General features: G+C 70.2%; 15 protein-coding genes, 1 rRNA gene and 1 riboswitch. Of the genes, 4 read left to right on the top strand and 12 right to left on the bottom strand.

Translation table 11 applies throughout. The features are described 5' to 3' along the window. Positions 1-43 precede the first annotated feature (43 nt). The 3 genes from DMH12_RS29750 (at position 44) to DMH12_RS29740 (ending at position 1,874) form a co-directional block, all read left to right on the top strand. Positions 44-652 (top strand): hypothetical protein, encoded by a 609-nt coding sequence (locus tag DMH12_RS29750; protein WP_399189260.1) that lies wholly within the window; start codon positions 44-46, stop codon positions 650-652. 272 nt (positions 653-924) lie between these two features. After that, positions 925-1,128: a DUF5999 family protein gene (locus DMH12_RS29745; RefSeq protein ID WP_125494525.1), complete on the top strand. Its 204-nt coding sequence runs from the start codon at positions 925-927 to the stop codon at positions 1,126-1,128. 326 nt (positions 1,129-1,454) lie between these two features. Continuing rightward, positions 1,455-1,874: a molybdopterin-binding protein gene (locus DMH12_RS29740; protein WP_125494524.1), complete on the top strand. Its 420-nt coding sequence runs from the start codon at positions 1,455-1,457 to the stop codon at positions 1,872-1,874. A gap of 80 nt (positions 1,875-1,954) precedes the next feature. Here the strand turns inward: DMH12_RS29740 and gcvP are convergent, their stop codons facing one another. After that, complete coding sequence (gene gcvP / locus DMH12_RS29735; protein ID WP_125494523.1) at positions 1,955-4,840, bottom strand: aminomethyl-transferring glycine dehydrogenase; 2,886 nt, start codon at positions 4,838-4,840, stop codon at positions 1,955-1,957. Between the two features lie 176 nt (positions 4,841-5,016). Next, positions 5,017-5,112, bottom strand: a riboswitch (glycine riboswitch). A gap of 149 nt (positions 5,113-5,261) precedes the next feature. On the opposite strand from gcvP, the gene DMH12_RS29730 reads away from it, so the two are divergent. Further along, positions 5,262-5,639: a PRC-barrel domain-containing protein gene (locus tag DMH12_RS29730; RefSeq protein WP_125494522.1), complete on the top strand. Its 378-nt coding sequence runs from the start codon at positions 5,262-5,264 to the stop codon at positions 5,637-5,639. 43 nt (positions 5,640-5,682) lie between these two features. Here DMH12_RS29730 and DMH12_RS29725 read toward each other — a convergent pair whose 3' ends face one another. From DMH12_RS29725 to rrf, 11 genes are all read right to left on the bottom strand, one after another. Next, on the bottom strand, positions 5,683-7,062 hold the full coding sequence (locus DMH12_RS29725) for a DNA polymerase IV (RefSeq protein WP_125494521.1): 1,380 nt from the start codon (positions 7,060-7,062) through the stop codon (positions 5,683-5,685). Positions 7,063-7,157: 95 nt separating this feature from the next. Continuing rightward, positions 7,158-7,841, bottom strand: a complete 684-nt coding sequence (locus DMH12_RS29720) for a MerR family transcriptional regulator (protein ID WP_125494520.1) — start codon at positions 7,839-7,841, stop codon at positions 7,158-7,160. A 132-nt stretch (positions 7,842-7,973) separates the two neighbouring features. Then, on the bottom strand, positions 7,974-8,447 hold the full coding sequence (locus DMH12_RS29715) for a bifunctional nuclease family protein (protein WP_030189411.1): 474 nt from the start codon (positions 8,445-8,447) through the stop codon (positions 7,974-7,976). An 84-nt stretch (positions 8,448-8,531) separates the two neighbouring features. Beyond that, positions 8,532-9,269 carry a MerR family transcriptional regulator gene (locus tag DMH12_RS29710; RefSeq protein ID WP_125494519.1) on the bottom strand — a complete coding sequence of 246 codons (738 nt, stop codon included), beginning with the start codon at positions 9,267-9,269 and terminating at the stop codon, positions 8,532-8,534. 22 nt (positions 9,270-9,291) lie between these two features. Continuing rightward, on the bottom strand, positions 9,292-10,251 hold the full coding sequence (locus tag DMH12_RS29705) for an FHA domain-containing protein (protein WP_185832624.1): 960 nt from the start codon (positions 10,249-10,251) through the stop codon (positions 9,292-9,294). Positions 10,252-10,312: 61 nt separating this feature from the next. Continuing rightward, positions 10,313-11,158: a DUF881 domain-containing protein gene (locus DMH12_RS29700; RefSeq protein ID WP_125494517.1), complete on the bottom strand. Its 846-nt coding sequence runs from the start codon at positions 11,156-11,158 to the stop codon at positions 10,313-10,315. 5 nt (positions 11,159-11,163) lie between these two features. Beyond that, on the bottom strand, positions 11,164-11,496 hold the full coding sequence (locus DMH12_RS29695; protein WP_003977440.1) for a small basic family protein: 333 nt from the start codon (positions 11,494-11,496) through the stop codon (positions 11,164-11,166). Then, on the bottom strand, positions 11,493-12,329 hold the full coding sequence (locus tag DMH12_RS29690) for a DUF881 domain-containing protein (protein WP_260474388.1): 837 nt from the start codon (positions 12,327-12,329) through the stop codon (positions 11,493-11,495). The genes DMH12_RS29695 and DMH12_RS29690 overlap by 4 nt, the downstream gene beginning before the upstream one ends. Before the next feature lie 167 nt (positions 12,330-12,496). Further along, positions 12,497-14,992: a mannose-1-phosphate guanyltransferase gene (locus DMH12_RS29685; protein WP_125494515.1), complete on the bottom strand. Its 2,496-nt coding sequence runs from the start codon at positions 14,990-14,992 to the stop codon at positions 12,497-12,499. Between the two features lie 103 nt (positions 14,993-15,095). Beyond that, positions 15,096-15,713 carry a CDP-alcohol phosphatidyltransferase family protein gene (locus tag DMH12_RS29680; protein ID WP_125494514.1) on the bottom strand — a complete coding sequence of 206 codons (618 nt, stop codon included), beginning with the start codon at positions 15,711-15,713 and terminating at the stop codon, positions 15,096-15,098. A gap of 110 nt (positions 15,714-15,823) precedes the next feature. Next, positions 15,824-15,940: ribosomal RNA gene (gene rrf / locus DMH12_RS29675) — 5S ribosomal RNA — on the bottom strand. Positions 15,941-15,950 lie beyond the last annotated feature (10 nt).

Here is a 15,950-nt window from a genome sequence, read left to right as displayed (position 1 = left end):
GCATGTCCGGCCCGGGGGCTGACGGCCCCCGCGCCTGGTCCGCCTGGGGCGCCGCCTCGGCCTGCCGGCGCCGGCGTTCGGTCGATGCAGCGCCGGGCACCTCGCGGAGGTCCGGGCCCCCCGCGCCGCCCGGGGTGAGCATGCTCCCCAGGCCCGGACTCCCTCACTGCTCGGCGCCCAGGGCCCCGTCGCACCCGAACTGCCGCTGCCCGTGCACGTCCTGGACCGGGTCACGGCGGAAGGCACGACGGCGACGCGACTGGCCGGGTGGCGGTTCCTGATCCGCTGCGGCGACCGGGCGGTGGCCGCAGCGGAGACCATGCTGACCCCGGACGGCTGGGCGTTCTCGCACTTCTTCGAGGGCCCCTACGTCGCCTCGACCGAACGCGCGCTGCGGCAGGCCGAGTCGGTACCCCAGTCGTACCAGCCGCGTCTGCTGTCGGTCCCCGAGCTGTACATGCTCACGCTGTGGCTGCACGGCGACTGCGCCGCGGACGCCGCCGCCGGGCACCCCGCCGCCGCCGACCTGCTGATTCCGCTGGCGCCCGCGCCTCCGGGCATCGCGGCCCACCGTCCGCACCGGGCCGCCGAGCTGCTGCCGGTCCTCACGCACCGGGTGACGCCGACGGGGCTGCTGGGCTCGCCCGCCTGACCCGCATCGCTCCACCCGCGCGGACTAGCCCCATTCGGCCATGCCGAACCACCCGAAGTGACAGTGCAGTTGGGCTGAACCGTCCGCGCGGGTGATGCGTCATCAACCTGTGAGAAGCGGTGCTGCGAAATACCTGCGGATCGGCGCCCGTGGGGCAACACTGGGTTCGGACCGACTTGGACATACGGGGGGCGGCCATGAACAACGCTTCACGCCGCGGGACAGACAAGACAGCAGACTCACCCATCACCACAGACCGAGAGACCCCACTCATGTGTCAGCACCAGCCACCGTGCCCGTCAGCCGACTCCGCCGACCGGGAATCCGCCCGCCTCGTGGCGCACCACCCGGAGCAGGGCTGGAGCCTGCTGTGCAACGGCGTCGTCCTCTTCGAGGACACCGGTGAGCTTCTGCCGGACGGCCAGATCATCGCCCCGCACCGCCCCGTCGGCGCGGGCCTGATCACCGCCGCCTGAGCACCCGCCGGCCGGGGTGACATCGCTCCGTCCGGCGCATCATGGGGCCGGCCCGCAGCCGCGGCCGCGAACCGGCCCCGACGCGTGTCCGGCGGCGATCACTCCCCGTAATCCGCCGTGCCTACGTGGTCATGGCCGCCTCCCCCCAGGTCCCCTCCGGCCGGCCCTTCCGCCCGAACCGCCGACGCGGCGCACGCACCACGGCCTGCCCCCATCCGACTCCGGGAGGGCGCGCCCCACCACGCGACACGCCAGCGCTGTATCGCGTTACATCCAACGCCCCGGGTGCCCTGCACTGCTCCCATCCCAGCGCTACGGTGCCCCCCATGAGCCTGAGCATCCGCAACCAGCTCCCCGGCACCGTCACCACCGTCACCCCGGGCGAGGCCATGGCGACGGTCAAGGTCCGCCTCTCCGGCGGCCAGGACCTCACCTCGGCGATCACCCGGGACTCCGCCGACGACCTGGCGCTCGCCGCCGGGACCGCCGTCCGGGCCCTGGTGAAGTCCACGGAGGTCGCCCTGGCCACCGGGCGCGTCGAGGGCCTGTCGATCCGCAACCGGCTGCCCGGCACCGTCACCGCACTCACCACGGGGGGTGCGATGGCGTCCGTCGGGATCGCCGTCGAGGGCGGTGCGCTGACCGCCGTCGTCACCAAGGAGTCCGCCGAGGACCTGGGCCTGTCCGTCGGTGCTCCCGTCATCGCGCTGATCAAGTCGACGGAGGTGTCACTCGCGACCGCCTGACACGACAAGAGGCTCCGTACCGACCCGATGGGCGGTACGGAGCCTCTTGTCGTAGCGGACGTACGGGGCGTACTGGGGGATCAGTCCTCGTAGGCGTCCAGCGGCGGGCAGGAGCAGACCAGGTTCCGGTCGCCGAAGGCCTGGTCGATGCGGCGCACCGGCGGCCAGTACTTGTCGGCGGCGGACACCCCGGCCGGGAAGACGGCCTCCTCGCGCGTGTACGCGTGCTCCCACGCACCGCCCAGGGCCGCGGCGGTGTGCGGCGCGCTCCCCAGCGGGTTGTCGTCGGCGGGCCAGGCGCCCGAGCCGACCTTCTCGATCTCCGCGCGGATGGCGATCATCGCCTCGCAGAACCGGTCCAGCTCGGCCAGGTCCTCGGACTCGGTCGGCTCGATCATCAGCGTGCCGGCCACCGGGAAGGACATCGTCGGCGCGTGGAAGCCGTAGTCGATCAGCCGCTTGGCGACGTCGTCGACGCTCACGCCGGTCGCCTTGGTCAGCGGGCGCAGGTCGATGATGCACTCGTGCGCGACCAGCCCGCCGGGGCCGGTGTACAGCACCGGGAAGTGCGGCTCCAGCCGCTTGGCGATGTAGTTGGCGGACAGCACGGCCACCTGCGTGGCGCGCTTGAGGCCCTCGCCGCCCATGAGCCGCACGTACGACCAGGAGATCGGCAGGATGCCGGCCGAGCCCCACGGGGCCGCCGAGATCGGTCCGACGCCCGTCTGCGGTCCTGCCGCGGGCTGCATCGGGTGGTTGGGCAGGTACGGCGCCAGGTGCGACCGCACGGCCACCGGGCCGACGCCGGGACCGCCGCCGCCGTGCGGGATGCAGAACGTCTTGTGCAGGTTCAGGTGGGAGACGTCGCCGCCGAAGTGGCCGGGCTTGGCGAGGCCGACCAGAGCGTTGAGGTTGGCGCCGTCCACGTAGACCTGACCGCCGGCATCGTGGACCCGGCCGCAGATGTCGGCGACGTGCTCCTCGAAGACACCGTGCGTGGACGGGTACGTGATCATCAGCACGGCCAGCTCGTCGCGGTGCTGCTCGATCTTGGCGCGCAGGTCCTCGATGTCGATCTCGCCGTCCTCGGCGGTCTTGACGACGACGACCTTCATGCCGGCCATCACCGCGCTGGCCGCGTTGGTGCCGTGCGCGGAGGACGGGATGAGGCAGACGGTGCGCTGCTCGTCGCCGTTGGCCCGGTGGTACCCGCGTACGGCGAGCAGGCCCGCGAACTCGCCCTGCGACCCGGCGTTGGGCTGCAGCGAGACCTTGTCGTACCCGGTGACCTCCGCGAGCCGCTCCTCCAGCTCACGGATGAGGGTCAGGTAGCCCTGCGCCTGCTCGGCGGGCGCGAAGGGGTGCAGCGCGCCGAACTCGGACCAGGTGACCGGCTCCATCTCGGTGGTGGCGTTCAGCTTCATGGTGCAGGAGCCCAGCGGGATCATCCCGCGGTCCAGCGCGTAGTCCCGGTCGGCGAGGCGGCGCAGGTAGCGCAGCATCGCGGTCTCGGAGCGGTGCTGGTGGAAGACGGGGTGGGTCAGGAAGTCGTCGGTGCGCAGCTGAGCCTCGGGCAGCGTCTCCGCGGTCTCCGCGTCCAGCGCCTCGATGTCGCCCTCGACGCCGAAAGCGTGCCACACGCCGCCGACCTGGGCGCGCGTGGTGGTCTCGTCGCAGGCGAAGGAGACGTGGTCGGCGTCGACGAGCCGCAGGTTGATGCCGTTCGCGCGGGCGGCGTGCACGACCGCGTCGGCCCGGCCGGGCACCCGCGCGGTGACGGTGTCGAAGTAGGAGCCGTGGACGATCTCGACGCCGCCCGCGGCGAGGCCCGCGGCGGTGATCGAGGCGTACCGGTGGGTGCGCCGGGCGATGGCCCGCAGGCCGTCGGGGCCGTGGTAGACGGCGTACATGCCGGCCATGACGGCGAGCAGCACCTGGGCGGTGCAGATGTTGCTGGTGGCCTTCTCGCGGCGGATGTGCTGCTCGCGGGTCTGCAGGGCCAGGCGGTAGGCCTTGTTGCCGTCCGCGTCCACGGAGACGCCGACGAGGCGGCCGGGCAGGCTCCGCGCGAACTTCTCGTGCACGGCCATGTAGCCGGCGTGCGGCCCGCCGAAGCCCATCGGCACGCCGAAGCGCTGGGTGGTGCCCACGGCGATGTCCGCGCCCAGCTCGCCGGGCGAGGTGAGCAGGGTGAGGGCGAGCAGGTCGGCGGCGACGGTGACGAGCGCGCCCAGCTCGTGCGCCCGCTCGACGACCGGCTTGATGTCGCGTACGGCACCGGAGGCGCCCGGGTACTGGAGCAGGACGCCGTTGATCTCCCGCTCGGCGACCTCGGCCGGGATGCCCTCGCTCAGGTCGGCGACGACGACCTCGACGCCGGTCGGCTCGGCACGGGTCTGGATCACGGCGATGGTCTGCGGCAGCACGTCCGCGTCGACCAGGAAGAGGCCCTTCTTGTTCTTGCCCATGCGCCGGGAGAGCGCCATCGCCTCGGCGGCGGCGGTGCCCTCGTCCAGCAGGGAGGCACCGGAGGTGGGCAGGCCGGTCAGCTCGGCGACCATGGTCTGGAAGTTGAGCAGGGCCTCCAGGCGGCCCTGGGAGATCTCGGGCTGGTACGGCGTGTACGCGGTGTACCAGGAGGGGTTCTCCATGACGTTGCGCAGGATGACCGGCGGGGTGAAGGTGCCGTAGTAACCGAGGCCGATCATGGAGTCCAGGACCTGGTTGCGGTCGGCCAGCGAGCGCAGCTCGGCCAGCACCTCGGCCTCGGAGCGGGCGCCGGGCAGGTCAAGCGCGTCGGCGTTCTTGATCACATCCGGCACCGCGGCGGCCGTCAGCTCGTCGAGCGAACCGTAACCGACCTGCGCGAGCATCTTGGCCCGGGCCTCGTGGTCGGGGCCGATGTGGCGCTGCTCGAACGGCGCTGCCTGTTCGAGTTCGGTGAGCGGAGTGCGGTGGACGGTCATTGCGGAGGCCTCCTGGTCTGACGACCTGCGAGGGGCACCACGGCGCGGGTACCCGGACGGCCTCCCCCTCTGTCATCTCAACCTGAGAGCTTCACCGGGGCGGCCCGAGGGCGTCCCGGCTTTCACCGTCGGTGAGAGCGGAAGCCGTCGACACCCGCTCTGCTTTCCAGAGTGACCTCGTCCGTGCGGTACGTGAGCCTGAGAGATTCCGGGGAGGATTTGCTCCTTCGGCGCCTCCGATGGTGTCCGGAGGACTCTCCCGCGCGGGGTCAGCAGCCGCTTGCCAGCGTACCAGCGAGCTCGCGGCACGAACCTTCGAGTGGCCGACCGGCCATATGTAGTTTTTTGTAGTACTTACGGATGATTCGGCGGGCTGGTGTGCGACCCCAGTGCGGCCAAGTGGTGACCAAGTGGAGGGCCCGTGCGTACTGACATCGACCCGCGGAACCTGATAGGCCGCAAGGCGTTCGACCGCGAAGGCACCAGGATCGGCACCGTGGACGAGGTGTACCTCGACGACGCCACCGGCGTGCCCGAGTGGGCGGCGATCCGCACCGGCCTCTTCAGCAGGGACGCCTTCGTGCCCCTGGAGCCCAGCGAGCTGGTCGAGGGCACCCTGCGCGTGCCCTTCGAGCGGGCCCTGATCAAGGAGGCACCGGACTTCGGCGTCGGCCGCCACCTCTCGCCGGAACAGGAACTCCAGCTGTACCACCACTACGGCCTCGACGTGGCCGCCGCTCCCCCGCTCCCCGACCACGACTTCGGCAAGCTGGCGGGCAAGGGCAACGAGGAGACCTGACGCTCCGGCCCCGCGACGGACCCGGCACGTACGGGACGTACGGCTAACCGGCCACCGGTCTTGCCGGACCTTCACCGGGTCTTCGCGTCTCGGACGGAACCAGCGGCAGCGGATCCGCGGGCGTCAGCTCCGGGTCGTCCATCGGAAAGGTCCGTACCCGCCCGGTCCGCGAGTACGGCGTCTCGAAGCGCACGGTGACCCGCCCCAGTCCGCTCCCCTGGACCCACCCGTGTCCGAACCGCGCGTGCCGCACGTCGTGCCCCGACGGCCAGCGGCGCTCCGCGGGTGCCGGGCGGTGCTCCGCGGCGGGCTCGGACTCCGGCTCCTCGGCCGGTTCCCCGGCCCCGCCGCCCGCCGCCTGCGCGAACAGGTCCTCCTGCGTGTAGTCGGCCAGGCCGCTGACGCCGACCCCGAGCAGCCGCACACCGCCCGTGGTGTCCACCGAGTCCAGCAGCCGGGCGGCGGCCTCCCGCACGACCGCCGGGTCGTCCGTGGGACCGCGCAGCGTCTCGGAGCGCGTCAGCGTGGAGAAGTCGTATCTGCGCACCTTGAGCACGATGGTCCGCCCGGACAGCCCGGAGGCGCGCAGCCGGCGCACGCACCGGTCGGCCAGCCGGCCCACCTCCACGCCGACCCGCACCCGGTCGTGGATGTCCACGTCGTAGGTGTCCTCGACCGACACGGACTTGGTCTCCCGCTCGGCCACCACGGGCCGCTCGTCGAGCGCCAGGGCCATGGCGTACAGACCGTGTCCGTGCGCCTTGCCCACCAGCCGCACCAGCTCGTCCTCGCCCGCCTCGGCCAGTTCCCCGACCGTGGTGATGCCGGCCCGCCGCAGGTGGTCGCCGGTCGCCGGGCCGACGCCGGGCAGGGTCCGCACGGACATGGGCTCCAGCATGGCCCGCTCCGTCCCCGGCGGGATCAGGACCAGCCCGTCGGGCTTGGCCTCCTCGGAGGCGATCTTGGCCAGCATCTTGGAGGCGGCCAGTCCCACGGATCCGGTGAGGCCGGTGACGGCGCGGATGTCCGTGCGCAGCTTCGTCCCGGCCAGCCGCGCCGACGCCGCGTCCCAGGCCGTCCCACCGGCCTCCAGGTCCACGAAAGCCTCGTCCAGGCTCAGCGGCTCCACCAGCGGGGACAACTCCCTGAGCAGCCGCATCACCTGTTCGCTGATCGACCGGTACAGCTCGAACCGCGGGACGAGGTACGCGGCGTTGGGCGCCAGCCGCCTCGCCTGGCCCATGGGCATCGCCGAGTGGACGCCGAAGACGCGCGCCTCGTACGAGCAGGTGGCGACGACGCCTCGCGGCCCCAGGCCGCCGACCACCACGGCCTTCCCGCGCAGACTCGGCTTGGACGCCTGCTCCACCGAGGCGAAGAAGGCATCCATGTCGAGATGCAGGATCGTGGGCGCGGTTCTCACATCTCCGATGCTGCCCTACGCCACTGACAATGCGGCCGCCACCGGTCGGCCCGCGCACCGGGCGGACCGGCGCACCGGGCGGACCGGCGCGCCGCTCAGACCGCCCTGTTGCGGCGTCGCGCCAGTTCGTCCGCCGGATTGTGCCCGACCAGGGTCTCCCCCGTGTCGATCCGCTCTCCGTGCAGCTGGGACAGCGCGCTCTCCACGTCCCGCCAGACCACTCCGACGGCGATCCCGAAGATGCCCTGGCCGCCCTGGAGCAGTGCGTGCACCTCGTCGGGCGAGGTGCACTCGTAGACCGTGGCGCCGTCGCTCATCATCGTCATCCGCTCCAGGTCGCGGAAGCCGCGCTCCCGCAGGTGCTGGACGGCGGTCCGGATGTTCTGGAGGGACACCCCGGTGTCGAGGAAGCGTTTGACGATCTTCAGCACGACCACGTCGCGGAAGCTGTACAGGCGCTGCGTGCCCGAGCCGTGCGCCGGACGCACACTGGGCTCGACGAGCCCCGTGCGGGCCCAGTAGTCGAGCTGCCGGTAAGTGATGCCGGCGGCCGCGCAGGCCGTCGGCCCGCGGTAGCCGATCTCCTCGGACGTCATGGACGCCGCCCCTCCGCTGGTCGGCACGGCGGCCGGCCGCTGCGGAGCGGAATCGGGCGCGCCGGCCTGTTGGGCACACCCCCCGCCCGTGCGGAGCCGAGAGTCCTGGGGAGGGTACGGACCACTTGCCCCGAGACCGTTCCCGGGGCCACCCCCAGCCGTACCGTCGCCGCTGATCCTCACGCCGACCTCCGTCCTTGACCTGCCTCCTCGAAGGTAGGCAGTCACCAAGGGTGCGTCAACGATCGCCACACTCGGCACGCCGAGTGATAATCACCCTAAGAGTGGTTTCGCGTGCCCCGATTCAGGGAAACCCTACTGGTTGCTCGTCCCGAAGTCCTCCGGCGAGATCTGGTCGAGGAACTCGCGGAACTTCTCCACCTCGTCCTCCTGCTCGTCCGGGATCGCGATGCCCGCGTCGTCGAGGACCGTGTCGCTGCCGTAGATCGGCGTTCCGGTGCGCAGGGCCAGCGCTATGGCGTCGGAGGGCCTGGCGCTGACCTCGACGCCGCTGGCGAACACCAGCTCGGCGTAGAACACCCCGTCACGAAGGTCGGTGATGCGTACCTCGGTGAGCTCCTGGCCGACGGCTTCCAGCACGTCCTTGAACAGGTCGTGGGTCAGCGGGCGTGCCGGAGCCATGCCCTGCTGGGCGAAGGCGATCGCCGTCGCCTCACCCGGTCCGATCCAGATGGGAAGGTAGCGGTCGCCTCCCACCTCGCGCAGCAGCACGATCGGTTGGTTGGAGGGCATCTCGACCCGGACACCTACGACATCGAGCTCGTTCACACAGCAACCCTAGGCCGTGCCCGGGACGTTTGGGTAGTCGGGCCGGGATCGACTGGGCGATCCGGGGCTCCGAACAGGCCTGTTTCAGGGAAGCCGGACGCCGAGCGCGGTCTGTACGAGCGCCGCGTGCAGCTTCACCGCCAGGCCCGCCAGCTCCTTGGTACGCGCTTCCGCGTGGGCCCTGGTCTGGGGGTTGCGGTGTCGTTTCAGCGGGGCGACCACCTGGTCCACCAGCCCGGCGTCCCGGTCGGCGGCGGCCTTCATCACCCGCAGGTGCCGCGGCTCGATCCCATAGCGCCCCAGCTCCGTCACCAGCGACGCCACGGTGACCGCCTCGGCGTCGTACGCCCCGTCGGGCAGGGGGGCGAGGAGCCCGTAGGACTCCCATTCCTTCAGCTCCTGGTCGTCGATCCCGGCCGCGGCGAGCAGCTCGTCCCGTCCGATCCGGGCGACGGTCGGGCTGTCGGCGGGTTCCGGTACCGCCTCCCCGTCCCGCTGCCGGCCCACCGTGGGCAGCGACACCGCTTCACCGCGCTCCACGGCGTCCAGGTGCTCACGGATGACTTTGAGCGGCAGATAGTGGTCCCGCTGCATCCGCAGCACCCGGCCCAGACGCTCCACGTCGTGCGCGCTGAACTTGCGGTACCCGGCCGGGGTCCGCCGCGGCTCGACGAGGCCCTCGGACTCCAGGAAGCGGATCTTGGAGATGCTGATGTCGGGGAACTCGTCACGCAGCACGTTCAGCACCGTGCCGATGCTCATCAGCCCACTGTCCGTGGCGGCGGCGCCGTGACCGGCACCGCCGCTCGGTGTATGCAGCATGGACCTTCCCTGGAGGTTCGGGTCAGTAGCCCCGCTGGCTCGCGTAGAACACCAGCCGGTACTTGCCGATCTGCACCTCGTCACCGTTCGACAGGGCGACCTGGTCGATGCGCTCCCGGTTGACGTACGTGCCGTTCAGGCTGCCCACGTCGGCGACCGTGAAGGATCCGTCCGGACTGCGGCGGAACTCCACGTGCCGGCGCGAGACCGTCACGTCGTCGAGGAAGATGTCGCTCTGCGGGTGGCGCCCGGCGGTGGTCAGCTCACCGTCCAGCAGGAAGCGGCTGCCCGAGTTCGGACCGCGGCGCACGACCAGGAGCGCGGAGCCGAGCGGCAGCGCGTCCACGGCCGCCTGCGCCTCGGGCGAGAGCGCCGGGACCGCGGTCTGACCGGTGACCTCGGCGTCGTACGCCTCGAGACCGGAGATGGAGATCGTGGAGGTCGTCTCGGAGGCACGCTCCGGAACCGCACCGGCACGCAGCGGGGCACCGCAGTTGGAGCAGAAGCGGCTGTTCTCCGCGTTGCGGTTACCGCACCTCGTACACACCAGGGCCGACATGGACGGATCCTCCTGCCGCGGCTGCCCCGCCGGGGCGTTCGACGCGTACGGATCGGGGTGAAACCCTCCACCCGTACCTGAGGTTGACGGTTGCCCGAAACCTATGCCGCCGGACTGTGCAGGGTCAACAGACGGCGCGCCCTGACCACCGGAAATGTCACCGCCCGGACCACCCACCTGGTCCCGGAACATCGGGCGTCGGCCCTCCGCGTCGGGCTGGGCGCGATGGCGGGCGGTCGCGTTGTCGCTGCCCTCTCGCGCGCTCTTTCCGAACAACTTCGCAAACAACTTCACGGGCGATTCCCCTTGACCGAAACAGACCCGCCCGTGGGGCAGGACGAACCCTGACTGACCGTACTGACCGACCCGGACATCTTCACAACGTCCGTCTCCACCAGACAGTTTCCACCACGCACCACCCAATCGGTGCGCCGACCCCCCGCAACCTCATGCCCTCGCCGGACGTCCCCCATGCACCGCCGGTTCACTGGGAGGACGACCGAGCGTAGTCAGGCCGCTCCGCCGCTCGCAAGGCGTCCACGACGATCTTGCTCGACCGCTCAACAGTAACGGTGGCCTGTTCCTTTTCCAGAGTCTGCACCACGCCTCCAGGAATGTTGAGAGCCGGTTCGAGGTCTTGCGGCTTGCCGATGACCTGGAAACGATAGGGCGCGTTGATCTTGTTCCCGTCCACGCTCACGGACTTGTCGGAATCCGCGAGGTAGGTGCCGGCGACGACCCGCACACCGTTCACCTGGATCGCCTCCGCGCCCGCCGCACGCAGCTCCTGGATCGCGTCGAGCAGCATGTCGGCCTCGACCGCTCCCTTCGTGTCCTGGACCGTCACCGTGATGCCGGGCCCCTGCGCGGCCACGGTGCCCGCGAGAATGCCCAGTTGCCGCTCCTTCTCCAGCGTCTGCTTACGGGCCTCCTCCGCCTGGTCGGAGCTGTTCTCCAGCTCGTCCCGCTGCTGCTCGAGGCCCTGCTTCTCGTCTTCAAGACGCTGAGTACGGTCGTCCAGTTCATCGAGGATGCGAACCAGATCCTCCTGCCGGGCACCGCGCAGCGCGCCGTCGCTCTCGCTGTTCGACGCCACCTGCACCGCGAGCCCGAATCCGAGCCCGAACAAGAGCAGGGCGACGATGAGTTGGGCCCGGGTCAGGCGTGGCGGCCACAGGCCCTTGAGCAGCCGCTCCCGGCCGCTCGGCCCGCCCTGCACCGGCTGCGGCTCCTCGGGAGTGTCGGCGCCGGGGGCGTCCTGCGCCGGCGCCACCTCGTCGGGCAGTTCCTTGCGCAGCCGGTTCGCGGGCTGCTCGTCGTGGTCGCTCATCGGCCTCACGCCCGGAAGACGTGGCGTCGGATCGCCGCGGCGTTGGAGAAGATCCGGATGCCGAGGACGACCACGACACCGGTGGACAGCTGGGCACCGACGCCCAGCTTGTCGCCCAGGAACACGATCAGCGCGGCCACGACCACGTTCGACAGGAAGGACACCACGAAGACCTTGTCGTCGAAGATGCCGTCGAGCATGGCCCGCAGACCACCGAAGACGGCGTCCAGCGCCGCCACGACGGCGATCGGCAGGTAAGGCTCCACGGCCGCCGGGACCTCGGGCCGGACCAACAGTCCGGCCACGACTCCCACGACGAGGCCCAGTACGGCGATCACGATGTGCCCTTCTCGGTTATCGGCTGTGCTGTACGTACGATCACACTCGGTGCGGCAGGCAGCCGCAGGTCCTGCGCCACGGAGATGGCCGTCCGGATGCCGTAGTTCTCCTGAAGGGCGTGCAGGTACAGCCCGTCGGCGCTGTCCTGGAAGGTGCTGCTCAGCCGCTCGCCGCCGCCCACCGCGAGCACCGTGTACGGCGGCACCAGCGGCCTGTTGTCGACCAGTATCGCGTCACCGGCGGCCCTGATCGCCGACAGTGCCGTCAGACGCTGACCGTTGATGGAGATCGCCTCGGCGCCCGACTCCCACAGCCCGTTGACCACGCGCTGCATGTCCCGGTCCCGGACCCGGCCGGTGTCGGAGAACCCGGAGGTGCCGCGCGGCTGCCCGTCACCGCCCGTGCCCACGTCCTTGGCGTCGTTCACCACGAGCTTCACGCCCGGGCCGTGCACCTCGACCGCGCCCGACAGGATGCCCACCAGGTCGGCCCGGTCGCCGGCGCCGCTCTTGTCCAGCGCCTCGCGCTGCCGCGCGCCCACCTCGTCCCGCAGTTCGTCGACGCTCTGCTCCAGCTTGTCGGCCGCCGAGGTCTCCCCCTCTATGCGGTCGATCAGCTCCTCGCGCTCCTTGGCCACCACGGGAGCGGCGACCCGTGCCTGGGCCGCGCCGACCGTGACGACCAGCGCCGCCAGCACCAGGCCGACGGCCAGTCCGAGCTTGGCCCGCAGGGTCTTCGGCATACCTCCGCCGCCCTCGGCCTTCTTCCGCGCGGCCGCCTCGGCATAGCCGTCGTCGAGGCTGTGGTCCATGACGTTGGTGAGCAAGGACATGGACGCGTCCGGGCGCGCGGGCCGCGTGGATGTGCTCCGAACGGGGGGTTGCTGCGGCATGTCGCACATCGTCGCACGCCGCCGCCACTACCTCCGAATGGCCCCACCGGCGTGCCGGACAGGCCCCCTTGGGGACACTTGTCCGGCACGCACGCGTGCGGTGTGATCTAGCGTCCGGCGCTGTCCACCACCGCGGCCCACTCGTCCAGCAGCGCCTGCGCGGAGGCGTCGTCCGGACCCTCGGCCCACAGATGGGTCACCGCCTCGGCCGGGTCGGGGAGCACCATCACCCAGCGGCCGTCGGTCTCCACCACGCGCACACCGTCGGTGGTGTCGACGGAGCGGTCCCCTGCGGCCTCGACGACGCGCCGCATCACGAGACCCTTGACGGCCCACGGAGTCGCCAGGTCACGCTTGAGGACGTGCGCCCGCGGGATCCGCGCGTCGATCTGGCTCAGTGTGAGCTGGGTCCGCGCGACGAGCCCGATCAACCGCACGAACGCCGCCGTACCGTCGTAGACACTGCTGAACTCGGGGACGATGAAGCCGCCCTTGCCGTCGCCGCCGAAGATGGCCCCCTCCTCGCCGCCGACCCGCGTCAGGTCGTCCGGAGAGGTGGTCGTCCACTCCACCTGGGTGCCGTGGTACGCGGCGACCTGCTCGGCGATCCTGGTGGTCGTCACGGGCAGGGCGACCCGCCCGCTGCGCCGCTCGGCCGCGATCAGGTCGAGCAGCACCAGCAGCGCCCGGTCGTCCTCGATGATGCGGCCCTTCTCGTCGACCAGCGACAGCCGCTCGCCGACCGGGTCGAACCGCACCCCGAAGGCCGCCCGGGAGGACGCCACGATCTCCCCGAGCCGCACCAGCCCCGACCGCCGCACGTCGGCGGTCTCGGTCGGCCTGGACTCGTCGAGTCCGGGGTTGATGGTCAGCGAGTCGACACCGAGCTTGCCGAGCAGACTGGGCAGCACCAGCCCCGCACTGCCGTTGGAGGCGTCGACGACCACCTTGAGGCCGGAGTCCGCGATCCCCGTGATGTCGATGTTCCGCAGCAGCGATCCGGTGTACGAGTCGAACACACTGGACGGGAAGTGCAGGTCCCCGATCTCACCGGGGAACGCGCGCCGGTACTCCTGCCGCGCGAACACCCGGTCGAGCTTGCGCTGGCTGCCCTGCGACAGGTCGGCGCCCTGCCCGTCGAAGAACATGATGTCGACGGAGTCCGGTACCCCGAGGGTGGTCCGGATCATGATCCCGCCGGCACTGCCTCGCGCGGTCTGCTGCCGCGCCACGGGCAGCGGTACGTTCTCCAGGTCGCGTACATCGATGGCGCTGGCCTGCAACGCGGAGATCACCGCCCGCTTCAGCGCACGGGCACCACGGGAGTGGTCACGGGCGGTGGTGACGGTGGAGCCCTTCTTGAGAGTGGTCGCGTAGGCGCCGGCCAGCCGTACCGCCAGTTCCGGCGTGATCTCCACGTTCAGGATGCCGGACACGCCGCGCGCCCCGAACAGATGCGCCTGGCCCCGGGACTCCCAGATGACCGAGGTGTTGACGAAGGCTCCGGCCTCGATGGTCTTGAACGGGTAGACCCGCACGTTGCCCTGGATGATCGATTCTTCGCCGACCAGGCATTCGTCGCCGATGACCGCGCCGTCCTCGATCCGCGCGGCACGCATGATGTCGGTGTTCTTGCCGACTACACAGCCCCGCAGATTGCTCTGCGGGCCGACATACACGTTGTCCGCCACCACGGCCTTGTGGAGAAAGGCACCGCTCTTGACGACGACGTTGGAGCCGACGACCGTGTGTTCGCGGATTTCGGCGCCGGCCTCGACCTTCGCGTAGTCACCGATGTACAGCGGCCCCCGCAGCACGGCGTCCGCATGCACCTCGGCACCTTCGGCCACCCAGACGCCCGGAGAGATCTCGAAGCCGTCGATGTCGACGTCGACCTTGCGTTCCAGGACGTCGGCCTGGGCCTTGACGTAGCTCTCGTGAGTGCCGACGTCCTCCCAGTAGCCCTCGGCGACGTAGCCGTAGACGGGCTTGCCTTCCTTCATCAGCTGCGGGAACACGTCGCCGGACCAGTCCACGGGCACATCGGGGTCGACGTAGTCGAAGACCTCGGGCTCCATGACGTAGATACCGGTGTTCACCGTGTCCGAGAAGACCTGGCCCCAGGTCGGCTTCTCCAGGAAGCGCTCGACCTTGCCCTCTTCGTCGACGATGGTGATACCGAATTCCAGCGGGTTGGGCACGCGTGTCAGACACACGGTGACGAGCGCGCCCTTTTCCTTGTGGAAATTGATCAGATCGGTGAGATCGAAGTCGGTCAGGGCATCGCCGGAAATAACGAGGAAGGCATCGTCCTTCAATGCCTCCTCGGCGTTCTTCACACTTCCGGCGGTACCGAGTGGCTTCTCCTCATTGGCATACGTGAGCTCCATCCCGAGCTCTTCGCCATCACCGAAGTAGTTCTTGACCAGGGAGGCCAGGAATTGAACGGTGACGACGGTCTCATTGAGCCCATGCCTTTTCAGCAACCGCAGCACATGCTCCATGATCGGCCGGTTGGCCACCGGCAGGAGCGGCTTGGGCATGCTCGAGGTCATGGGACGAAGGCGGGTGCCTTCGCCTCCAGCCATCACGACGGCCTTCATGTCGGAAGCGTCCTCCTCTAAGAGACGACGGTTAAGCCGACTTCACCCGTCCAGGGTCCCGCACTTTTCCAGCGCGGGCCATCCGGCCACAGGGGCCGCACAATCAGAGAGTTCGATCGGCTGTGGCGTCCGCACGGACCAGGCGGCGGACCTGCACCACGTAGAGAACACCTGCCCACCAGTACAGGGTTGTACCCCACCCGGCGAACGCCCATCCGAAAACAGCGGCAAGTGACGCGATCCACCCGCTGCCGTCGCTGAGCAGCAGCAGAGGGAAGGCGTACATGAGGTTGAAGGTGGCCGCCTTGCCCAGGAAGTTCACCTGTGGCGGCGGATAGCCGTGCCGACGGAGGATGCCCACCATCACGAGCAGGACCGCCTCGCGGGCAAGAAGTACAAGCGTCAACCAGAGTGGGAGAATCTCCCGCCAGGTGAGGCCCACCAGCGTCGAGAGGATGTAGAGCCGGTCAGCCGCGGGGTCCAGGAGCCTCCCGAGGTTGCTGATCTGGTTCCAGCGCCGCGCGAGCTTCCCGTCCAGGTAGTCGCTGACCCCGCTCAGGGCCAGCACCAACAGCGCCCATCCGTCGCTCTGCGGGCCGCCGAACTCGGGGCGGAGGATGAGCCACAGGAAGAGCGGCACGCCGGCGAGGCGCGCCATGCTCAGGATGTTCGGAATGGTGAGGACCCGGTCCGTCTGCACGCGGGTCTCCTGGACCTCCACGCGGGGGCCTCCTGGTGGGAAACGAGCCAATGATGCTCACTGACCTTACCTCAACGCAAAAAAGCTCTGGCCCTCGGGCTGCGTGCCCAAGAGCCAGAGCTCTAAAAGGAGTTCGGCGGCGTCCTACTCTCCCACAGGGTCCCCCCTGCAGTACCATCGGCGCTGTAAGGCTTAGCTTCCGGGTTCGGAATGTAACCGGGCGTTTCCCCTACGCTATGACCACCGAAACACTATGAA

Source organism: Streptomyces sp. WAC 04229 (genome assembly GCF_003947455.1).
In the GTDB taxonomy this organism is placed as follows: Bacteria; Actinomycetota; Actinomycetes; order Streptomycetales; family Streptomycetaceae; genus Streptomyces.
This window is presented reverse-complemented; position numbering and strand designations above follow the sequence as displayed.

What these genes read in the sequence shown, in the direction of transcription:
- DMH12_RS29745 (WP_125494525.1), top strand. Translation starts at nt 925, where the DNA reads ATGTGTCAGCACCAGCCACCGTGCCCGTCAGCCGACTCCGCCGACCGG.
- DMH12_RS29740 (WP_125494524.1), top strand. Translation starts at nt 1,455, where the DNA reads ATGAGCCTGAGCATCCGCAACCAGCTCCCCGGCACCGTCACCACCGTC.
- gcvP (WP_125494523.1), bottom strand. Translation starts at nt 4,840, where the DNA reads ATGACCGTCCACCGCACTCCGCTCACCGAACTCGAACAGGCAGCGCCG.
- DMH12_RS29710 (WP_125494519.1), bottom strand. Translation starts at nt 9,269, where the DNA reads ATGCTGCATACACCGAGCGGCGGTGCCGGTCACGGCGCCGCCGCCACG.
- DMH12_RS29700 (WP_125494517.1), bottom strand. Translation starts at nt 11,158, where the DNA reads ATGAGCGACCACGACGAGCAGCCCGCGAACCGGCTGCGCAAGGAACTG.
- DMH12_RS29690 (WP_260474388.1), bottom strand. Translation starts at nt 12,329, where the DNA reads ATGTCCTTGCTCACCAACGTCATGGACCACAGCCTCGACGACGGCTAT.
- DMH12_RS29685 (WP_125494515.1), bottom strand. Translation starts at nt 14,992, where the DNA reads ATGAAGGCCGTCGTGATGGCTGGAGGCGAAGGCACCCGCCTTCGTCCC.